Origin of the sequence: Streptomyces marispadix, from assembly GCF_022524345.1 — a bacterium.
In the GTDB taxonomy this organism is placed as follows: Bacteria; Actinomycetota; Actinomycetes; order Streptomycetales; family Streptomycetaceae; genus Streptomyces; species Streptomyces marispadix.
This window is the reverse complement of sequence record NZ_JAKWJU010000002.1, coordinates 6,220,383-6,237,461: the sequence shown is the minus strand read 5'-3', so window position 1 is coordinate 6,237,461 and position 17,079 is coordinate 6,220,383. Positions and strand designations below refer to the sequence as shown.

At 70.9% G+C, this 17,079-nt stretch carries 14 protein-coding genes; 4 read left to right on the top strand and 10 right to left on the bottom strand.

What is annotated here, in order from left to right:
* Nucleotide 1 precedes the first annotated feature (1 nt).
* From paaI to MMA15_RS25890, 5 genes are all read right to left on the bottom strand, one after another.
* Nucleotides 2–436, bottom strand: coding sequence for a hydroxyphenylacetyl-CoA thioesterase PaaI (paaI, locus tag MMA15_RS25910; RefSeq protein ID WP_241062576.1), 435 nt, complete (start codon nt 434–436; stop codon nt 2–4).
* A 308-nt stretch (nt 437–744) separates the two neighbouring features.
* Nucleotides 745–1,503, bottom strand: coding sequence for a haloacid dehalogenase type II (locus MMA15_RS25905; RefSeq protein ID WP_241062575.1), 759 nt, complete (start codon nt 1,501–1,503; stop codon nt 745–747).
* A gap of 113 nt (nt 1,504–1,616) precedes the next feature.
* Nucleotides 1,617–3,734, bottom strand: coding sequence for a xanthine dehydrogenase family protein molybdopterin-binding subunit (locus MMA15_RS25900; RefSeq protein ID WP_372498376.1), 2,118 nt, complete (start codon nt 3,732–3,734; stop codon nt 1,617–1,619).
* 59 nt (nt 3,735–3,793) lie between these two features.
* Complete coding sequence (locus MMA15_RS25895) at nt 3,794–4,786, bottom strand: FAD binding domain-containing protein (protein ID WP_241062573.1); 993 nt, start codon at nt 4,784–4,786, stop codon at nt 3,794–3,796.
* Complete coding sequence (locus MMA15_RS25890) at nt 4,783–5,319, bottom strand: (2Fe-2S)-binding protein (RefSeq protein ID WP_241062572.1); 537 nt, start codon at nt 5,317–5,319, stop codon at nt 4,783–4,785. The genes MMA15_RS25895 and MMA15_RS25890 overlap by 4 nt, the downstream gene beginning before the upstream one ends.
* A gap of 117 nt (nt 5,320–5,436) precedes the next feature.
* Between MMA15_RS25890 and MMA15_RS25885 the strand changes: the two genes are divergently transcribed.
* Together MMA15_RS25885 and MMA15_RS25880 are read left to right on the top strand one after the other, a co-directional pair.
* Nucleotides 5,437–5,793 (top strand): PRC-barrel domain-containing protein, encoded by a 357-nt coding sequence (locus MMA15_RS25885; protein ID WP_241062571.1) that lies wholly within the window; start codon nt 5,437–5,439, stop codon nt 5,791–5,793.
* Nucleotides 5,794–5,826: 33 nt separating this feature from the next.
* Complete coding sequence (locus MMA15_RS25880) at nt 5,827–6,231, top strand: RNA-binding S4 domain-containing protein (protein WP_241062570.1); 405 nt, start codon at nt 5,827–5,829, stop codon at nt 6,229–6,231.
* A 62-nt stretch (nt 6,232–6,293) separates the two neighbouring features.
* Here MMA15_RS25880 and MMA15_RS25875 read toward each other — a convergent pair whose 3' ends face one another.
* Nucleotides 6,294–7,265 (bottom strand): 2-dehydropantoate 2-reductase, encoded by a 972-nt coding sequence (locus tag MMA15_RS25875; protein ID WP_241062569.1) that lies wholly within the window; start codon nt 7,263–7,265, stop codon nt 6,294–6,296.
* 147 nt (nt 7,266–7,412) lie between these two features.
* Here MMA15_RS25875 and MMA15_RS25870 point away from each other — a divergent pair, with 147 nt between their 5' ends.
* Nucleotides 7,413–8,936, top strand: coding sequence for a glycosyltransferase family protein (locus MMA15_RS25870; protein ID WP_241062568.1), 1,524 nt, complete (start codon nt 7,413–7,415; stop codon nt 8,934–8,936).
* A gap of 62 nt (nt 8,937–8,998) precedes the next feature.
* On the opposite strand, the gene MMA15_RS25865 is transcribed toward MMA15_RS25870, so the two are convergent.
* The 4 genes from MMA15_RS25865 to MMA15_RS25850 all read right to left on the bottom strand — a co-directional run bounded on the left by MMA15_RS25865 (nt 8,999) and on the right by MMA15_RS25850 (nt 14,214).
* Nucleotides 8,999–11,038: a CocE/NonD family hydrolase gene (locus tag MMA15_RS25865; RefSeq protein ID WP_241062567.1), complete on the bottom strand. Its 2,040-nt coding sequence runs from the start codon at nt 11,036–11,038 to the stop codon at nt 8,999–9,001.
* Between the two features lie 54 nt (nt 11,039–11,092).
* The gene (locus tag MMA15_RS25860) at nt 11,093–12,406 is read right to left on the bottom strand and encodes an ATP-grasp domain-containing protein (RefSeq protein WP_241063504.1); all 1,314 of its coding nucleotides are present in this window, start codon (nt 12,404–12,406) and stop codon (nt 11,093–11,095) included.
* Between the two features lie 349 nt (nt 12,407–12,755).
* Complete coding sequence (locus tag MMA15_RS25855; protein WP_241062566.1) at nt 12,756–12,959, bottom strand: cold-shock protein; 204 nt, start codon at nt 12,957–12,959, stop codon at nt 12,756–12,758.
* Between the two features lie 232 nt (nt 12,960–13,191).
* A complete protein-coding gene (locus MMA15_RS25850) occupies nt 13,192–14,214 on the bottom strand; it encodes a multicopper oxidase domain-containing protein (RefSeq protein ID WP_241062565.1) in 1,023 nt (340 codons plus the stop codon).
* 294 nt (nt 14,215–14,508) lie between these two features.
* On the opposite strand from MMA15_RS25850, the gene MMA15_RS25845 reads away from it, so the two are divergent.
* The gene (locus tag MMA15_RS25845; protein ID WP_241062564.1) at nt 14,509–17,049 is read left to right on the top strand and encodes a ThuA domain-containing protein; all 2,541 of its coding nucleotides are present in this window, start codon (nt 14,509–14,511) and stop codon (nt 17,047–17,049) included.
* The last annotated feature ends 30 nt before the right edge of the window (nt 17,050–17,079 follow it).

The window sequence follows — 17,079 nt, the reverse complement described above, 5'->3', positions numbered from 1 at the left end:
GTCATGGGTAACCCTCCACGCGACCTACGGTGCGGCTGCGGCCGCGGAACTCTGCTATGACCTCGGTGCCTTCCGGTCCGGCCTCGCGCAGCACGGTCACGTCGTAGATCCCGCTGCGGCCGTAAGTGGTGCGCTCCTCGGCGAGCGCCGTGAGCGTATCGCCTTCGCGCGCCGGTCTGACGAAGGAGATGTCGGCGCCGGAGGCCACGGTGACGGGGCCGTGGCTGTTGCAGGCGCAGGCGAAGGCGGTGTCGGCGAAGAGGAAGAGGTAGCCGCCGTGCGCCATGCCGTGCCCGTTGACCATGTCGGCGGTCACCGTCATCCGCAGCTTTGCGGCGCCGTCCCCGGCCTCCAGCAACGTGATGCCCAGGGACCGCGACGCCTGGTCCGCCGCGAACATGGCCTGCGCCGCACCGTCGCTCATGGCTTGCGTCATGCGTTCCACGCTCTCGTACTCGCTGCCGTACTCACCGCGCCGACCGACCATTCGGTCAGATGCCGGGCGCGATCCAGTAATCCAGCAACGGATGTGCCTGTCAAGGGGTGCCCGGGGGCTGTGGAAAACGGCTGTGCGCGGGGCCGGGACCTCCCGGCACCGCCCCCAACGCGGCCCGCTGCAAGGCCCGCTCTCGGGCGCCTCGGGGTGCGGCACCGGCGCCCGGACAGCGGGGAGAGATCGAAGCCTCGCCCCCGCGTCACGGCCCATCGGGCCCTGGAATCCCGGGAGTCGGAGTCCGCGGGCGCTCAGCCCTGCCCGCCGCCGTTGGCGCGTGCCGCCAGCATCTCGGCCAGCTCCTCCAGGTCCTCCGCCGTCCACTTGGGGCGCGACATCGTCTCCGGGTAGTGGGCCGTGCCCCGTCGTAGCCAGGCACCGGCGAGTCCCGCGCGCTGCGCCCCGTCGACGTCCCACGGGTGCACGGCGATCAGCAGCGCCTCGCCCGGCCGTACGCCCGCTCTGCGCACCGCGTAGCGGTACGCCTCGGGTGCGGGCTTCCAGCAGCGGGGGCCGCTCACGCCCAGCAGCGCGTCGAACTGGTCGCGTACCCCTGCCCTCTTGAGCAGTCCGTCGGTCAGTTCGGGCGAACCGTTGGTCATGGTCACCAGCCGCAGTCCGGCACGGCGCAGCGCGTGCACGCCGCCGGGGACGTCGGGGTGCGCGGGCAGTTCCTCCATGCCGTCGAGGATGTGCCCGGCCGCCTCGTCGGCCGCCTCGGTGCCGCGCCCGTCCAGCGCGGTGAGCAGGGTACGGAGCCCGTCGCGGGCGATGTCCGCGAAGTCCGCGTACGCGCCGGCGGCGGTGAGCGCGAACCCGTCGCGCAGCACTCCGGCGAACCACGCCGTCATCAGGTCCGCGGGCGCGCCGACCTCCTCGAATCGGGCGCGCAGCGGCGTCATGTCGCTGAGCGTCTCGTTGACGTCGAAGACGACTGCCTTGAGCTGATGGCCGGACGGAGGGGGCGGCGCGGCGTCCGCCTCCGATGGACCGGCTTGTACCGGGGGCATGTTCCGCAAGATACCCGCAGGCCCGCCGAGTGCGGGGCGTCGCTGGTGAATCGTGTGTGACCGGAGCGCGCCGGTCGGACCTCGTGGTGCGTGTCCGCCGACGCCGGCCCGTTTCAGGACCGGAGAAGCTTGTCCGGTGTGACCGGCAGGTCCCGGACGCGGATTCCTGTGGCGTTGTGCACGGCGTTCACGACGGCCGCGGGCGCACCGACGATGCCGATCTCCCCGATGCCCTTGGAGCCCATGGGGTTGGCGTGCGGATCGGGTTCGTCCAGCCATACGGCGTCGACGTCGAGCACGTCGGCGCAGGTGGGGATGTGGTACTGCGCGAAGTCGTGGTTGACGACGTGTCCGGTGCCGTGGTCGAGGACGCTCTCCTCGAACAGCGCCATGGACATTCCCATGACCATTCCGCCGATGAACTGGGAGCGCGCGGTACGGGGGTTGATGATCCGCCCCGTGGAGAAGACGCCCAGCATGCGCGGTACGCGGACCTCGCCGGTGTCGGCGTGCACTCGTACCTCGGCGAACTGGGCGCCGAAGGAGTGCGCCGAGTAGTTCCGCAGTTCGGGGTCCGAGGGCATCTCGGCGCGGGTGCGGGCGCCGGGGACGGGATCGTCGCCGTGCTCCTCGCGGAAGGCACGGGACGCGGCCACGACGGTGGAGCCCCAGGAGCTGACGCCGGAGGAGCCGCCGGCGACGGTGCCCATCGGGAGCCCGGTGTCGCCGATCTCCAAGTGGACTTCCTCGAAGGGGCAGTTGAGGGCGTCGGCTGCGATCTGGGTGAGCACGGTCCAGGTGCCGGTGCCGATGTCGGCCGCGCCGATGCGCACCGCGTATCCGTCGGGTCCGCCGTCGCCGTTCGTGCGGCGTTCGACCTCGGCGACCGATCCGGGGAAGGCGTAGGCCGGGTAGGTGGAGCTGGCGACGCCCAATCCGATGAGCCAGTCGCCCTCGCGCCGCGTCCCGGGTTCGGCGCGACGGTCCCAGCCGAAGCGTTCGGCCCCGGTGCGCAGGCAGCGCACCAGGTGCCTGCCGGACCAGGGCCGGCCGGTCTCCGGGTCGGTCTCGGGTTCGTTGCGTACTCGCAGTTCGATGGGGTCGATGCCGCAGGCGAGGGCTAGTTCGTCCATGGCGGCTTCCGCGGCGAACATGCCGGGCGCCTCGCCGGGCGCACGCATCCACGACGGTACGGGGACGTCGAGCGCCGCCAGCCGGTGGCTGGTGCCGCGGTTGCCCGCCGCGTACATCATCCGGCTCGCGACACCGGTCTGCTCCGCGAACTCCTTGAACCTGGCGGTCTGTTCGACGACGTCGTGGCTGAGGGCGGTCAGCCTGCCGCCGGTGTCCGCGCCGAGTCGCAGCCGCTGCACCGTGGGGGTGCGGTACCCGGCGAGGGAGAACATCTGCTGCCGTGTGAGGGCGAGTTTGACGGGACGTCCGCCGGAGACCTTCGCCGCGAGCACGGCGAGCACGTTGTGCGCGTGCGGCATGCCCTTCGAGCCGAAGCCGCCGCCGACGTGCGGGGAGATCACCCGCACGCTCTCCGGGGCCAGTTCGAACAGCGGCGCCAGCGTCTCCCTCACCCGGTGCGCTCCCTGGGTGGAGTCGTACAGCGTCAACTGCGGCCCGGCGCCGTCGTCTTCGGACGCCTCCCAGACCGCGACGCAAGTGTGCGGCTCCATCGGGTTGTTGTGCTCCATGGGCGTGCTGTAGGTGACGTCGACGCTGACGGGCGCGGCGGCGAGTGCCGCTTCGACGTCGCCGTCCTCGGTGTCGGTCTCGTAGGTCGGGTTGACGACCTCGGGCCGGTAGAGGTCCGGCCGGTCGGCTCTCAACTCGGTGTCGTGCGGCTGCTGTTCGTATGCGACGTCCACGAGTCCGGCGGCGTGCCGCGCGATCTCGGGGGTCTCCGCGACGACGGCGCCGATGAACTGGCCCCGGAACGCGACCTCTTCGGATTGCAGCACGGCGAGTTCGGGGTCGTCCGTGTCGGCGAGCCGGGGCGCGTTGTACGGGGTGAGCACGGCGAGTACACCGTCGAGCGCCTCCGCCTGCCCGGTGTCCATCACCACGACCCGTCCACGTGCGACGGCGGCCTGCAAGGGGTGTGCGTACAGCGGCGCGGACAGCGGGTGTTCCCAGGCGTAGCGGGCGGTGCCGGTGACCTTCTCCGGGCCGTCCAGGCGCTGCGGCGAGGTTCCGACGGACCGTACGTCGAGGGGTTTCAGGGGGTGGGAGGGCTCCGCGGTGCGCGTCGCGCCCTCCGAACCGCGGGCGTTGGTCCTGCTCATGACCGCTCCTCCGTGGCCAGCTCGCGCAGCAGTGCGGCGAGCGTGTTGCGCGTCATCGGGATCTTGAAGCCGTTGCCCGGCAGGGGCTCGGCGTGCCGCAGTTCGGCGTCGGCCGCCTCCCGGAACGCCTCGTCGGTGGCCGTCGTCCCGCGCAGCGCCTCCTCCGCCTGCGTGGCGCGCCAGGGCTTGTGTGCGAGGCCGCCGAAGGCGATGCGTGCGTCGCTGACGCGCGCACCGTCGGTGACGACGACGGCGGCCACGGACACCAGCGCGAAGGCGAACGAAGCACGCTCGCGCACCTTCCGGTAGCCGGAGCGCGCACCGGCGGGCGGCGGCGGCAGCTCCACGGAGGTGACGAGTTCGCCGTGCGCGATGACCGTGTCGAGTTCGGGCGAGCTGCCGGGGAGCCGGTGGAACTCCCGCAGCGGGATGCGCCGTTCGCCGTCCTCGCCGAGCACGATGACCACGGCGTCGAGGGCGCTCATGGCGACGGCCATGTCCGAAGGGTGCACGGCGACGCAGTGTTCGGAGGCGCCGAGGACCGCGTGGTTGCGGTTCCAGCCGCCGATCGCCGCGCAACCGGTGCCCGGTTCCCGCTTGTTGCACGGTGTGGTGACGTCCTGGAAGTAGGGGCAGCGGGTGCGCTGGAGCAGATTGCCCGCCGTGGTCGCGGCGTTGCGCAACTGGCCGGAGGCTCCCGCCAGCAGCGCCTGGGACAGTACGGGGTAGCGCCGGCGCACGTACGGATGCGCCGCCAGATCGCTGTTGCGGACGGTGGCGCCGATGCGCAGGCCGCCGTCGGGAAGCTCCTCGATGCGGTCGAGCGGTAGGCGTGTGACGTCCACGAGGAGTCCGGGCGAGGCGACGCCGAGCTTCATGTGGTCCACGAGGTTGGTGCCGCCGCCGAGGAACGCCGCCCCGGGGCGCGCCATGACGGTGGCGACGGCGCTGCCGGTGTCGGAGGCGGGCGCGTAGTCGAAGGGGATCACTTCGCCGACACCTCCCGGATCGCGGCGACGATGTTGACGTAGGCGCCGCAGCGGCACAGGTTGCCGCTCATCCGCTCACGGATCTCGTCGTCGCCGAGCGCGGCCGGGCTGCGCCCGCCGTCGGGGTGTCCGTGGGCGCCGTCGTCGGCCGGTGTGACGGAACTCGGGTGCCCGGCCTCCGCCTCGGCGAGCATGCCGGCCGCCGAGCAGATCTGGCCGGGCGTGCAGTAGCCGCACTGGAAGCCGTCGTGGTCGATGAACGCCCGCTGGAGCGGGTGCAGTTCGCCGTCCGTGACGAGCCCGTCTGCGGTGGTCACCTCCGATCCGTCGTGGGCGACGGCGAACGTCAGACAGCTCAGCACGCGCCGCCCGTCGAGGAGGACCGTGCAGGCGCCGCACTGCCCGTGGTCGCAGCCCTTCTTGGGCGATGTGACGGAGAGCCGGTCGCGCAGGGCGTCGAGGAGTGTGGTGCGTGTGTCGACGGTCAGGGACCGCGCTTCGCCGTCGACCCGGAGGGTGAGGTGGGAATTCACCCCGCCCCAGTACCACCCGGCCGCCCGCTGCCAAACCTTGTTTCATGCCGCAGGCTGGGGTCACGTACCGGTGCGCGGCGCCCGTGGACCTGTCGACTGCACGGAGGGATGGCCGGGATGTTCGAGGCGAGAGACATCCGCGAGTGGCGGGACCACGACGTGGTCGACTCCGGGGGCAGCAAGATCGGCAAACTGGAGGCCGTCTACGTCGATACACGCACTGACCGGCCCTTCTTCGCCACCGTCACCACGGGCATGCCCACGCGGCGGAAGCTGGTGTTCGTACCGCTGGAGGGGGCGACCGTCGGCCCGGGGTACGTGAAGGTCGCGTACGGCAGGAGAGATGTGAGGGCGGCCCCGTCCATCGAGACGGACGGGGAACTGCCCGCGGAGGGCGAGCCCGGGATCTTCGAGCACTACGCCCTGGACTACGAGACCGGCGCGGGCGGCGAGCGCCGTCTCGCCCGCCGCTGACCGGCCCGCCCCGGGGGCTCTAGATTGGGGCCCATGGCTGAAGACGCAGGGACCGTACGGGTCGATGTGTGGATCTGGTCGGTACGGCTCACCAAGACCCGCTCGGCGGCGGCCACAGCGTGCCGCGCAGGCCATGTCCGGGTCAACGGGGAACGCGTCAAGCCCGCCCATCCGGTGCGTCCCGGCGATCAGGTGCGGGTGCGGCAGGCCGGGCGTGAGCGCGTGGTCGTGGTCTCCCGCGTCATCCGCAAGCGTGTGGGCGCACCGGTGGCCGTCGAGTGCTACGCCGACCACAGCCCGCCACCGCCGCCCCGCGAGGCGGTCGCACCGGCCGGGCGCCGCGACCGCGGCGCGGGGCGCCCGACGAAGCGCGACCGGCGTGAGATGGAACGGCTGCGCGGGATGGAAGGCGGCAGCGCCTCCCGCCGGGGCGCGTGAGCCGGGTGCCGCGTACGGCTTGACCGCACCTCGCGCGGTGCCTTCCGCGGCGGGCGCCCGGCTCAGCCCTCCAGGACGCCGGAGCTGCCCTCGGCGTCGCCGGAACTGGCTTCGGAGGCGCCGGAACTGCGTTCGCGCAGCTCACGGTCGGCGGCCCGCAGCATCGTCAGCAGCAGCCGGTTGAGCGGGGCGGCCATGCCGTGCCGGTCGGCGGCGCGGACCACCGCGCCGGTGATGTGTTCGTGCTCCATGGGGCGGCCCGCCAGCCGGTCGTAGAAGGTGGACGTGCCACCGTCGGGCCCCACCGCGAGGTTCGCCCGCAGCGCCCGCCGCACATCCCCCTCGTCCACCCGCGCGCCCTCCGCCTGTGCGACGGCGAGCGCCTCCATGAGTATCTCCTCCGCGCGGGCGCGCATCTCCTCGTCGCCGAGGATGTGCATGCGCTGTAGCAGCAGCGCCGTCAGCGGGTTGGCGGCGACGTTCGTGAACAGCTTCCGCCATGCGGCCGTACGGAAGTCCGCTACGCCGCGCACCGTGAGGCGGCTGCCGGCGAGCAGCTCCTGGAGACGCTCGGCCGACCGGCCCTCGGGGACGTGCAGTTCGCTGGAGAAGTGGTGGACGATCCGGCCGGGCGCGACCCGTTCGACGGCCATGTAGGCCAGCGTCGGCAGCGCCTCGGCACCGTCCGGGAGCAGCGGCGCGACGCGTTCGACGTGGTCGATGCCGTTCTGGACGACGGCGACGACGGTGCTCGGCCCGCACAGCGCGTCCAGCCATCCGGCCGCGCCCTGGGTGTCCTGCGCCTTGGTGGTCAGGAACACCCAGTCGTGGCGGGCGACTTGGTCCGGCGCCGTGGCGAAGCGCAGATCCGGGCGCAGGACTTCACCGCTCGTGCTCAAGGTCAGCTCTTCGAGGGGCGCTCGCAGGCAGAGGGTGACGTCGTGACCGGCCTCGCGGGCGAAGGCGGCGATGAGGCCGCCGACCGCTCCACCGCCGATCACCGCTGTCCGCGCGGAGGGTGCTGAGGAGCTCATACGGGTGATCGTATGCGCCGGGCCGGTGAGTGACCGGGCCGGGGCCACCATTACCGCAAAACCGACAAACCGGGTGTTACGCATAGATCTCGCCCACAGATCTCTCTGCCGGTTTCTCAGGTTTCACAAGCGGGACGAGGTTCGGCCATGTACGTGCTGCCTGCAACTCCGAGCGCACCAGCCACCGACCGCCTCAGACGCCTCCCCGAGTACGGGACCGGAACATCCGGGCTCTCCCTGCTCCAGCTCGGTGCGGTCGCGGCGCTCTACACCCTGGGCCAGATCCTGCTCGTACTGCCGGGCACCGGCCTCGGCTGGGACGAGTCGGTCTACGTCAGCCAGGTCGACACCCAGGACCCCGCCGCCTACTTCAGCGCCCCGCGCGCCCGCGGCATCTCCTATCTGGTGGCACCCGTCGTCGCCTTCACCACCTCCACCACGCTGCTGCGGGTCTTTCTCGCCGTGCTGTCCGGACTGGCGCTCCTGGCGACCCTGTGGATCTGGCGGCGCCTGGTGCCCGGACCCGTACTCGCCTGGGGCGGCGCCCTGTTCGCCGGTCTGTGGGTGAGCCTCTACTACGGGCCGCAGGCCATGCCGAACCTCTGGTGCGCCTTCGGAGCGCTCGCGGCCACCGGCTGCTTCCTGCGGCTGGCCCGCCGCGACGACGACACCGCGGCCCTCGCCGGACTCGGAGTGTCGGTCGCCGTCGTGGCACTTATGCGGCCGCCGGACGCCGCCTGGCTGGTGCTCGCGCTCGGCGCCGCGGCCCTGCTCGTACGGTCCTGGCGCCGCCCCAGGCTGCTCGGCGTGCTCGCCGCCGGTGCGCTGGTGGGCGTCGCGCCCTGGGTCTTCGAGGCGTTCATGTCGTACGGGGGGCTCCTCACGCGGCTGCACCGGGCCAGCGAGATCCAGGGCGGCATGGGCTGGAACATCGCCATCGGCGACCATGTGCGCAGCCTTCAGGGGCGGATGCTGTGCCGCCCGTGCGACATGGCGTGGGAGGAGCCGCAGACCGCGGTGTGGTGGTTCGCGCTGCCGCTGCTCGCCGGCGGCGGCATCGCCGCGGCGGTGCGTTCGGGCAGGAGGGACACCGCGGTGCTCGCCTCGGTCGTGGCCGTGGTGCTGGCGCTGCCCTATCTCTTCCTCATGGGGTACGCCGCCCCACGCTTCCTGCTGCCGTCGTACGCGCTGCTCGCGGTGCCCGTCGGCGAGTGCGTGCGGCGAGTGTTCTCACAGGGGCCCACGGGCCGCCGTCCGCTGCTGCTGATCCTGCTTCCGGCGCTGCTGCTGGGCAGTCACTTCGGCGTCCAGTACCAGGTGCTCGGCAACGTTCTGGAGCGCAACCACGAGATGACGCGGCAACTGACCGCGGCGGCCGACACCATGCACGAGATGGGGCTGCACGCGCCGTGCACGGTGACCGGTCCGCTCGCCGTGCCGATCAGCCACTACGCGGGCTGCTCCTCCCGCCAGTCCAACGGCCACGACATGAGCATCACCGCCGACGGCCTGCGCCAACTCGCCCTGCGCCACAAGCCGATGGCCGTCACCACCAGGTACCACCGGCCGCCGGTGTGGGCACGCGGCTGGCCCTCGCAGCCGCTGCGCCACATGCCCGGCTACCGCATCTACGTCGCGCCGCACGCCGAGAAGGCCGCGGACCGCACCTAGATCGATACGCCTGCGGCCGGTCCCGTGACGTACCGGAGGCCGGTTCGGGCGCCGCCGGACGGCTAGAGGTGGTCGCGGGGCACCCGCTCGTTCCAGGTGCGGGAGAAGACCCGCCGTTCCCCCTCGTAGCCGTCGAGGATGGCGTCCAGGACGAACTCCGACTCGGTGGAACGAAGCACCGTGCGGGTCTCCGTGCGCACCCGCCACTCGTCGCGTCCGAAGGCCATCGTCCACGCCGACTCGCCGCGCACAGAGCCGAATTCGTCGGCCACGGAGTCGTAGCGCTCGTAGGCACGGCGGCTGACGTCCCAGTCGATGTCGTCGAAGTGCACCGTCCCGGCGTCCTTGACGATCTCCAGGGACGAGTTGTAGTTCACCAGGTCGCGGTGGACCTCCCAGCGCGAGTCGGGGGCGCCGGTACGGGTCGTCTTCAGCGGCGGGGTGCCCTCCGGTTCCTCGAACGGCTGGGTGCGCATCTCGCCGTCCTCCGTGGGCGGGCGCACCGGCAGCGTCAGCGTGCTGCCGCCCGTGTGCACGCTCAGCAGCACCGGCCGGGGCGGCGGCCAGGCCAGCGGCCAGTACGACGTGGACAGCGACAGCCGGATGCGGTGGCCTGGCGGGAAGGCCTGGCCGACGCCGTTGAGCTGTACGGACGCCCGATAGCGGCGGCCGGGTTCCAGCAGTTCCGGCTCGGAGGCGACCGGCATGCCGTCGGCGCCACGGCGGGTGAGGTTGAGCAGCCCGTAGGTGACGCGGGTCGCGGCGCCGTCGGGAGCGACGTCCGACAGCCGGGCGGCCACCATCGCCACCGGCTCGTTCACGCGGAAGTCCAGCTCCACGGTGGGCGATCCGAGGATCTCCACGCGCTCGGACAGTGCCCCGGTGTCGAATACGAGCGAGCCGCCGTCCTCCTCGCGCTGGTCGTAAGGCAGATCGGGCGGTGCGTTGTACGAGGCCCACTTTCCGGCGAACTGGCCGACGGACAGCGGCGATTGCACCGTCAGCTCCTCGTCGGGGACGCGCTCGCCCGGTTCGCCTATGCGGTGGCGCCCGAGCGGGTGCGCGACGGGGGTGATCTCCGGGGACGGCCAGGACGGCTCGCCGACCCAGCGCCCGGGGCGTTCCTCGTACGAGGTCGAGGGCGGGACGCTCTCCTGCATCCAGGTGCGGAGCATCGGGCCGTCCATGGCGCCGTTGTCCGCGCCCTTGAGCCAGTGGTCCCACCAGCGCACGACCTCCTGGAGGTAGCCGATGGCCGGGCCGGGCTCCCCCAGGTGCGGGAACTTGTGCGACCACGGCCCGATGAGGCCCTTGCGGGGCACGTCGAGATTGCCGAGGAGGCGGGTGACGGCGTTGGAGTAGCCGTCCGCCCAGCCGCTGGAGGCCAGTACGGGGCATCGCACGTCCTGGTAGTCCTCGCAGACGGAGGCGTGCCGCCAGTAGTCGTCGCGGCGCTGGTGGCGCAGCCATTCCAGTGCCCAGGGGCGGGAGTTCTCCAGGCGCTCGTGCCACATGTCGCGCCAGCGTTCGCCCACGAGCGCCGGGTCCGGCGGGCAGGTGGCGTAGGCGAACATGGTGCCCGCCTCGGCGAGATTGTCCGAGAGCAGACAGCCGCCCATGTAGTGCATGTCGTCGGCGTAGCGGTCGTCCGTGAACGACGCGATGACGACGGCGCGCAGGCTCGGCGGGCGCCGCGCGGCGACCTGGAGCGCGCTGAAGGCGCCCCAGGAGATGCCCATCATCCCGGTGCTTCCGTCGCACCAGGGCTGGTCGGCGATCCAGGCGAGGACGTCCTCGGCGTCCTGCTGCTCCTGCTCCAGATACTCGTCGAGAAGCACCCCCTCGGACTCGCCCGTTCCGCGCAGGTCGACGCGTACGCAGGCATAGCCGTGGCCCGCGATGTAGGGGTGGTGGACGGAGTCGCGGACCGCGGTGAGATCGCGCTTGCGGTACGGGATGTACTCCAGGACGGCGGGCACCGGCTCCTCCTCGGAGGAGACCGGGCGCCGGATGCGGGCGGCGAGGCGGGTGCCGTCCGATACGGGGATCCAGATGTGCTCGGTCTCCTCCGTCTTGTACGGCAGGTTGCTCACGAAGCGCATGGTGCACGCTCCTTCACTTACGCGTTCGCTTGGTGCTCGGGGCCGGGCCGCCGGTCAGTCGGCGGCTGCCGGTTCCCGCTCCGGCGCCGCCTCGGGTTGCCGCTGCCGCTCCGGGTCCGGGTCCGGGTCGTCGATGCGGAACGGCAGTGCGGCCAGGGCCCGTTCGTACTTCTCGCGCAGCTCCTCCTCGCTGTGCGCCCCGACGAAGACGTGCGCGAGTTCGTAGCTGTAGCTGTCCTGTCCGGGCGCCTCGGAGAGCAGTTGCCTCTCGCCCGGCACCACCTCGATCTTCACCCCGGGCAACTCCCGCTCCACTCGCGCGATTTCCTCCGCGGAGGGCGCGCGGCGCACGACGCCGTCGGTGAACCAGCGGTGGTACCACTTCGCGGCGACGGCCCAACCGCCGTGTCCGGGAAGGAGGTTGGGTTCCCGGCCGAGGGCCAGGGAGATCATGCAGTCGTGGTTGGAGACGCCGTCGACGTACTCGAACAGCTCGGCGTGCGACTGGGAGTGCCGGGGGTTGATCTCCAGCAGGTTCACCTCGTCCCGCTGGGCGTCGTAGAAGAACTCGACGCTGAACGTGGCGTCGTCCATGCCGATTTGGCCGATCACGCGCTTTGCGACGTCCTTGAGGCGGCGCTGGACCGGCTCGGGAAGCTGCGAGGGGTACTGGTGGCGCAGAAAGCAGGAGCTGTCCGGGTAGTCGATGGAGTCCAGCGCGCCGTAGACGGTGATCTCCCCTTCGCGCACATAGCCCTCGACCGCCGCCTGCACGCCGCTGAGCGACTCCTCCGCCAGACATGCCTGACCGCCGGCGTCGGCGATCTCCGGTGGCAGGTCCAGCCGTTCGAGGATGTACTCGAAGGGCCTTCCGACGCGGGATATCCCCTCGCGTATCTTCCCGACGGCCTCCCGGAACTCCGTCTCGTCCGCGACGCCGAAGGCCAGCTCCGACGAGTACGACTTGACGGGCTTGAGCCAGACCGGGAACCGCATGCCCTCCGGCAGGCGCGGATCCTTCTCCTCCAGGGAGACCAGTCCGAAGCGCGGATGCTCGCTGATGACCTTCTGCTGCTCCAGCCGGCTCCAGTACTTGTGCTCGCACTTGACGACGGCCTCCAGGGAGGCGCCGCGCAGCCCGTACTCCTGGTTGAGGATCGCCACGATCGTGCTCACGGGGAAGTCCCAGTAGCCGACGACGGCGTCGACGCTTCCCTCGAAGGCTTCGAGAGCCGCCCTCGCCTCCTCCAGCAGGTCCGGCACGGACACTTCGCTGCTCTGGATCTCCTCCGCGTCCAGCAGCGGATGGAAGGCGTACTCCTCGGCGTGCGGCACCTGGCGCAGCACGTCGTGGTTCGCCTCGTCCATCCCTATGACGAAGATGTTCTTGCGGCTCACGTCGCCTCCCTCGCAACCGTCCCGGTCCGGGCGTCCGTTCAGCCGTCCCGGTGGGGTTCCTGCGGTACCCGTGAGCCCGGGGTCCAACCTGGAGCCGACGTGATCCGGCTCTCGTCGGGGGGTGGGGGCGCGTAACTGCCGTTCTACGCAGGGTTCTTACGGAGCTGACTCGCGGGGCGGACTTACCGAGCGGACTCGCGGGGGCGCACACGGGCGCGGAGGCGACCGCGGCCTGGGACGGGACTGCGACCGTGCCCGGACACGGCGAGGGGCCCGCGACCGGCGAACCGGACGCGGGCCCCTCAAAGCCTGGCGGGAATCAGGCGGGAGTGATGTTCTCCGCCTGCGGGCCCTTCTGGCCCTGGGTGACGTCGAAGTTCACCTTCTGGCCCTCGTGCAGCTCGCGGTAGCCCTGAGTCGCGATGTTCGAGTAATGGGCGAAGACGTCGGCGCCGCCGCCTTCCTGCTGGATGAAGCCGAAGCCCTTTTCCGAGTTGAACCATTTCACAGTGCCGGATGCCATGCCGATCTCCTTCTGAGGCAAAAACTGGCGCCCCGCACCTCACGGGGCACCGTCGCCGCCCTGACCCCATCCAGAAACACCGGAAAACAGAAATGCGCCCGAAGGTCACAACCTTCAGGCGCACAAAGTATTGGGTACCAAAACTGCAACTCGTTCAACCTAGCACACGACGGGACCTCCGTGACGTTCACCGAGGTCAGGCGGGTCCGATCGGCCCGCCGGTGCACCGGGCCTACCCGCCGTGCCCGTCGTGCCCGTCGTGACCCGGGACGGTGCCGTCCGGCTTCGCCACGAGAAGGAGACCGGCCATTCCCATATCGGAATGGCTCTGCACATGGCAGTGGTACATCCAGGCACCGGCGCCCGCCTCCTCCCCCGCGATGATCTGGAAGCCGAAGGAGTCCGCCGGGCCGGTGATCTTGTTGTCGACGATCCGGCTGGGGTCGTCCGGGCCCTCCAGCAGGCCCGTGCGGTTGTCGGCCCAGCGGTGACCGTGCACATGGAACGTGTGGTAGTACTCGCCGTGCGTGATCATGACGATCTCCACGCGGTCGCCCACGGTCACCTTGAAGTCGGGGCCCTTGGGCTGATTGTTGATCGTCATGTCGTTGAAGACGATGGTGAGTTGCTTCTCCGGCAGTATGTCGCCTTCGCGGCGCACGACCAGCGGCCCGTAGAGCCCGGCGCGTATGCCGCCGGTGCCGTGTTCGGTGCCGACGATGTGGTCGTGGTAGTGCCAGTAGCCCGCGCTGCCGGGGCGGTATGTGCCGTCCTTGCGCCTGCCGGGGGCGTGGGTGCGCCAGGTGTAGGTGCGTGTGCCGCCCGGTTCGACGACGCTGTCGTTCATCTTGGTGCCGTCGTTGGCGCGGTCGTAGTCGACGCCGTGGGGGTGGAGGCTGACGGCGGTGTCGGTGGTGTTCTCGAACTCGATGTGCAGGGTGTCCCCTTCGACGAGTTCGATGAGCGGGCCGGGCACCGTCGCCTTGCCCTTCTCCAGCCCGTAGCCGATCCGGTCGTCCGCCAACTTCTGTGCGTAGAGCTTCATATGGCGGGTCTCACCGCCGGGACCGGCGCGGCGTACGGCGGCGGAAGCGGCAGCGGCAGCGGACGGGGCTGTGGCCGAGGCATCGGCGGGGGCCGCCCCGGCGGGCGTGGCGTTCAGTACGGCGGGCCCCAGCGCGGCTGCCGCCGAACCGGCGAGGAGGCGCCTGCTGAAGCTGCGGCGGGCGAGGCTGCTGCCGGACGTCTCAGTCATCGGACTCGTCTCCCTTCGGCGACTGCCGTGAGGTGCTTGACGGTCTGCCAGGGTTTCTGCGGGGGGCTCCGCGGTGCTGCCCCGCCTGGCCGAACTGCCGCTGCGCGCCGTGCCGTTGAGGTGTGCCCGTCGAGAGGTACGAGGGGTGAGCCGACAAGAGACGGTAGCGGCCCGGACATGGTTTATCCATATGCAGGACAAAGTTCGTCGAATCGTGGTCATAGCTCTTGGCGTTCCACCGAAAGAGGTCTAACTTCTTCCCCGTTTCTGTGACTTAAGAGGGGTGGATCAGTCATGCGGCTCGAACCACGTCAAAAGCCCTCAGACAGACGGGGGTTGTACAGGTCACGGCTCGGCCCGAGGCGTGGCTCCCGGCGGGCCGTGACTGCCGCGCTGCTGGCCGCGGCGGTCTCGGCGTCCCTGCTCGGTGCGACCCCTGCGGCACCCGTGGGTCCGCACGACCCGACCGACCGGTCCGCTCCGCGACTTCACCTCCCCAGCCCGCCGGGCGGTGAGAACGTACGCGTACTGGTCTTCCACGCCTCCGCCGGTGCGGAGCCGCCCACCGTCGACGCGGGGATCGAGGCCGCGGAGGAGATCGGCCGCAGCGGCCCCGCGGCGGAGCGCTTCGAGATCACCGCGACCGCGGATCCGTCGGTCTTCACCGCGGACAGGCTCGGGCGGTTCAACGCCGTCGTCTTCCTCACCGGCGGCGGCGACGTGCTCGATCCCGCTCAGGAGGCCGGCTTGGAGAGCTATATGGAGGCCGGAGGCGGCTTCCTCGGCATTCACGGCGCGGCGGCGGCCGAGCCGTACTCGGAGTGGTACTCCGGGCTGATCGGCGCGCGTCCCGCAGGCGACGGCCCCGGCAGGGCACAGCGCGCCACCGTCGAGGTCGGCGACCGCCGCAACCCGGCTGCGAAGGACCTGCCGCCGGAGTGGAAGCGCCCCGACAGGTGGCTCAACTGGGAGAAGAATCCGAGCGGTTCGGTGCACACCGTCGCCCGTGTACGGGAGAGGAGCTACGACCCCGGCGAGGGCGCGATGGGCTGGGACCACCCTGTCTCCTGGTGCCGTGACTACGACGGCGGACGATCCTTCTACACCGGAATGGGCGGCACGGCCGACAGCTTCCAGGAGGCCGACTTCCGCAGTCATCTGCGCGGTGCGCTGCTGTGGACGGCACGCCTCGCACGCGCCGACTGCCAGGCCACCATCACCTCCAACTACAAGGCGGAGCGGGTCACTTCACCCAACCAGCCGGGGCAGTCCGACCAGATCGGCGAGCCGCACGGCATGGCAACCGCCGACGACGGACGCGTCTTCTACATCGGACGCGGAGGCGGCGACGCCGAGGCGCCCGTGGTCACCGACTGGTCCGACCCCGAGATCGGCAAGGGCCAGGGCACGGTGCACGTCTACGACCCGAGTACGGGGAAGGTCTCCCTCGTGGGGTCGCTGACCGTCTTCGGCAACAAGGGCGGCGGCGACGAGCTCGTCAAGGTCGAGGAGGGCCTGCTCGGCATCGCCCTCGACCCGGACTTCACCGACAACGGACGGCTCTATCTGCACTACACGCCGCACTCGCGCCTCGACCGCGACAAGCACATGGCCGAGCGCCGCGTCTCCCGCTTCACCGTCGATCCCAGGACCGGGAAGCTGGACGAGTCGTCGGAGAAGGTGCTGCTCAAGTGGCCCGTGCAGGTGCACAGTTGCTGCCACGCGGGCGGCGGCATGGCCTTCGACTCCAAGGGCGATCTGTACATCGCCACCGGTGACAACAACTCCTCGCAGTTCAGCGGCGGTTACTCGGGCAACAATCCCGAGCCGGACTACAAGGGCGTCTCCTTCGCCGACGCGCGCCGCACCGCGGGCAACACCAACAACCTCAACGGCAAGATCCTGCGCATCCACCCCGAGGACGACGGCACCTACACCCTGCCCGAGGGCAACCTCTTCACCGGTGAGGAGAGCGACGAGGGCGGCGGCAAGACCCGCGGCGAGATCTATGTGATGGGCGTGCGCAACCCCGCGCGGATCTCCATCGACCCCGAGACCGATGTCCTGTACGCCGGTTGGGTCGGCCCCGACGCGGGCGAGCCCAGCACCACCTGGGGCCCGGCGAAGTACGACACGTTCGCGCGCATCACCCATGCCGGCAACCAGGGCTGGCCGTACTGCATGGGCAACAAGCAGCCCTACCGCGACCGCGGTCTGCCGGACCCGGACAAGCCCCTGGGCTGGTACGACTGCGACCGTCTGAAGAACGAGTCCCCCAACAACGACGGGCTGGTGAACATCCCGCCCGCGCAGCCGAACAACATCTGGTACTCGCCGCAGGGCGGCGCCCCCGACTATCCGCGCGACGAGAACGGCGTGCCCAGCTACAAGCCGGACGAGCAGCGGCTGCTGCTGCCGTGGCTCAAGGGCGGCGGCCAGGCCACCATGGACGGCCCCGTCTACCGCTACGACAAGTCCACGGTGTCCAAGGGCGGTTGGCCCGAGTACTGGGACGGCAAGTGGTTCGTCGGCGACTTCTACGACTCCGAACAGCCCCGGCACGCCGTGTTGATGCCCGACGGCGACGAGCCGGGCGCCCTGCCGGTGCACGCCGAGAGCCTGAAGAAGATCATCCCGGTCGGCGAGGACGGCATCCGCAACCTCATGGACTGGAAGTTCGCACCCGACGGTTCGCTCTACGTCCTCGACTACGGGCGCGGCTTCTTCACCTCCGACGACAAGTCCGCGCTGTGGCACGTCACTTACGAGGGCGGCGAGGCGACTCCCGCACCCGGCGACGTGGTCGGGACGGCCACGAAGGAGGCCGCACGGTGAAACGCACACCCACGTCCGCAGACCGTCCCG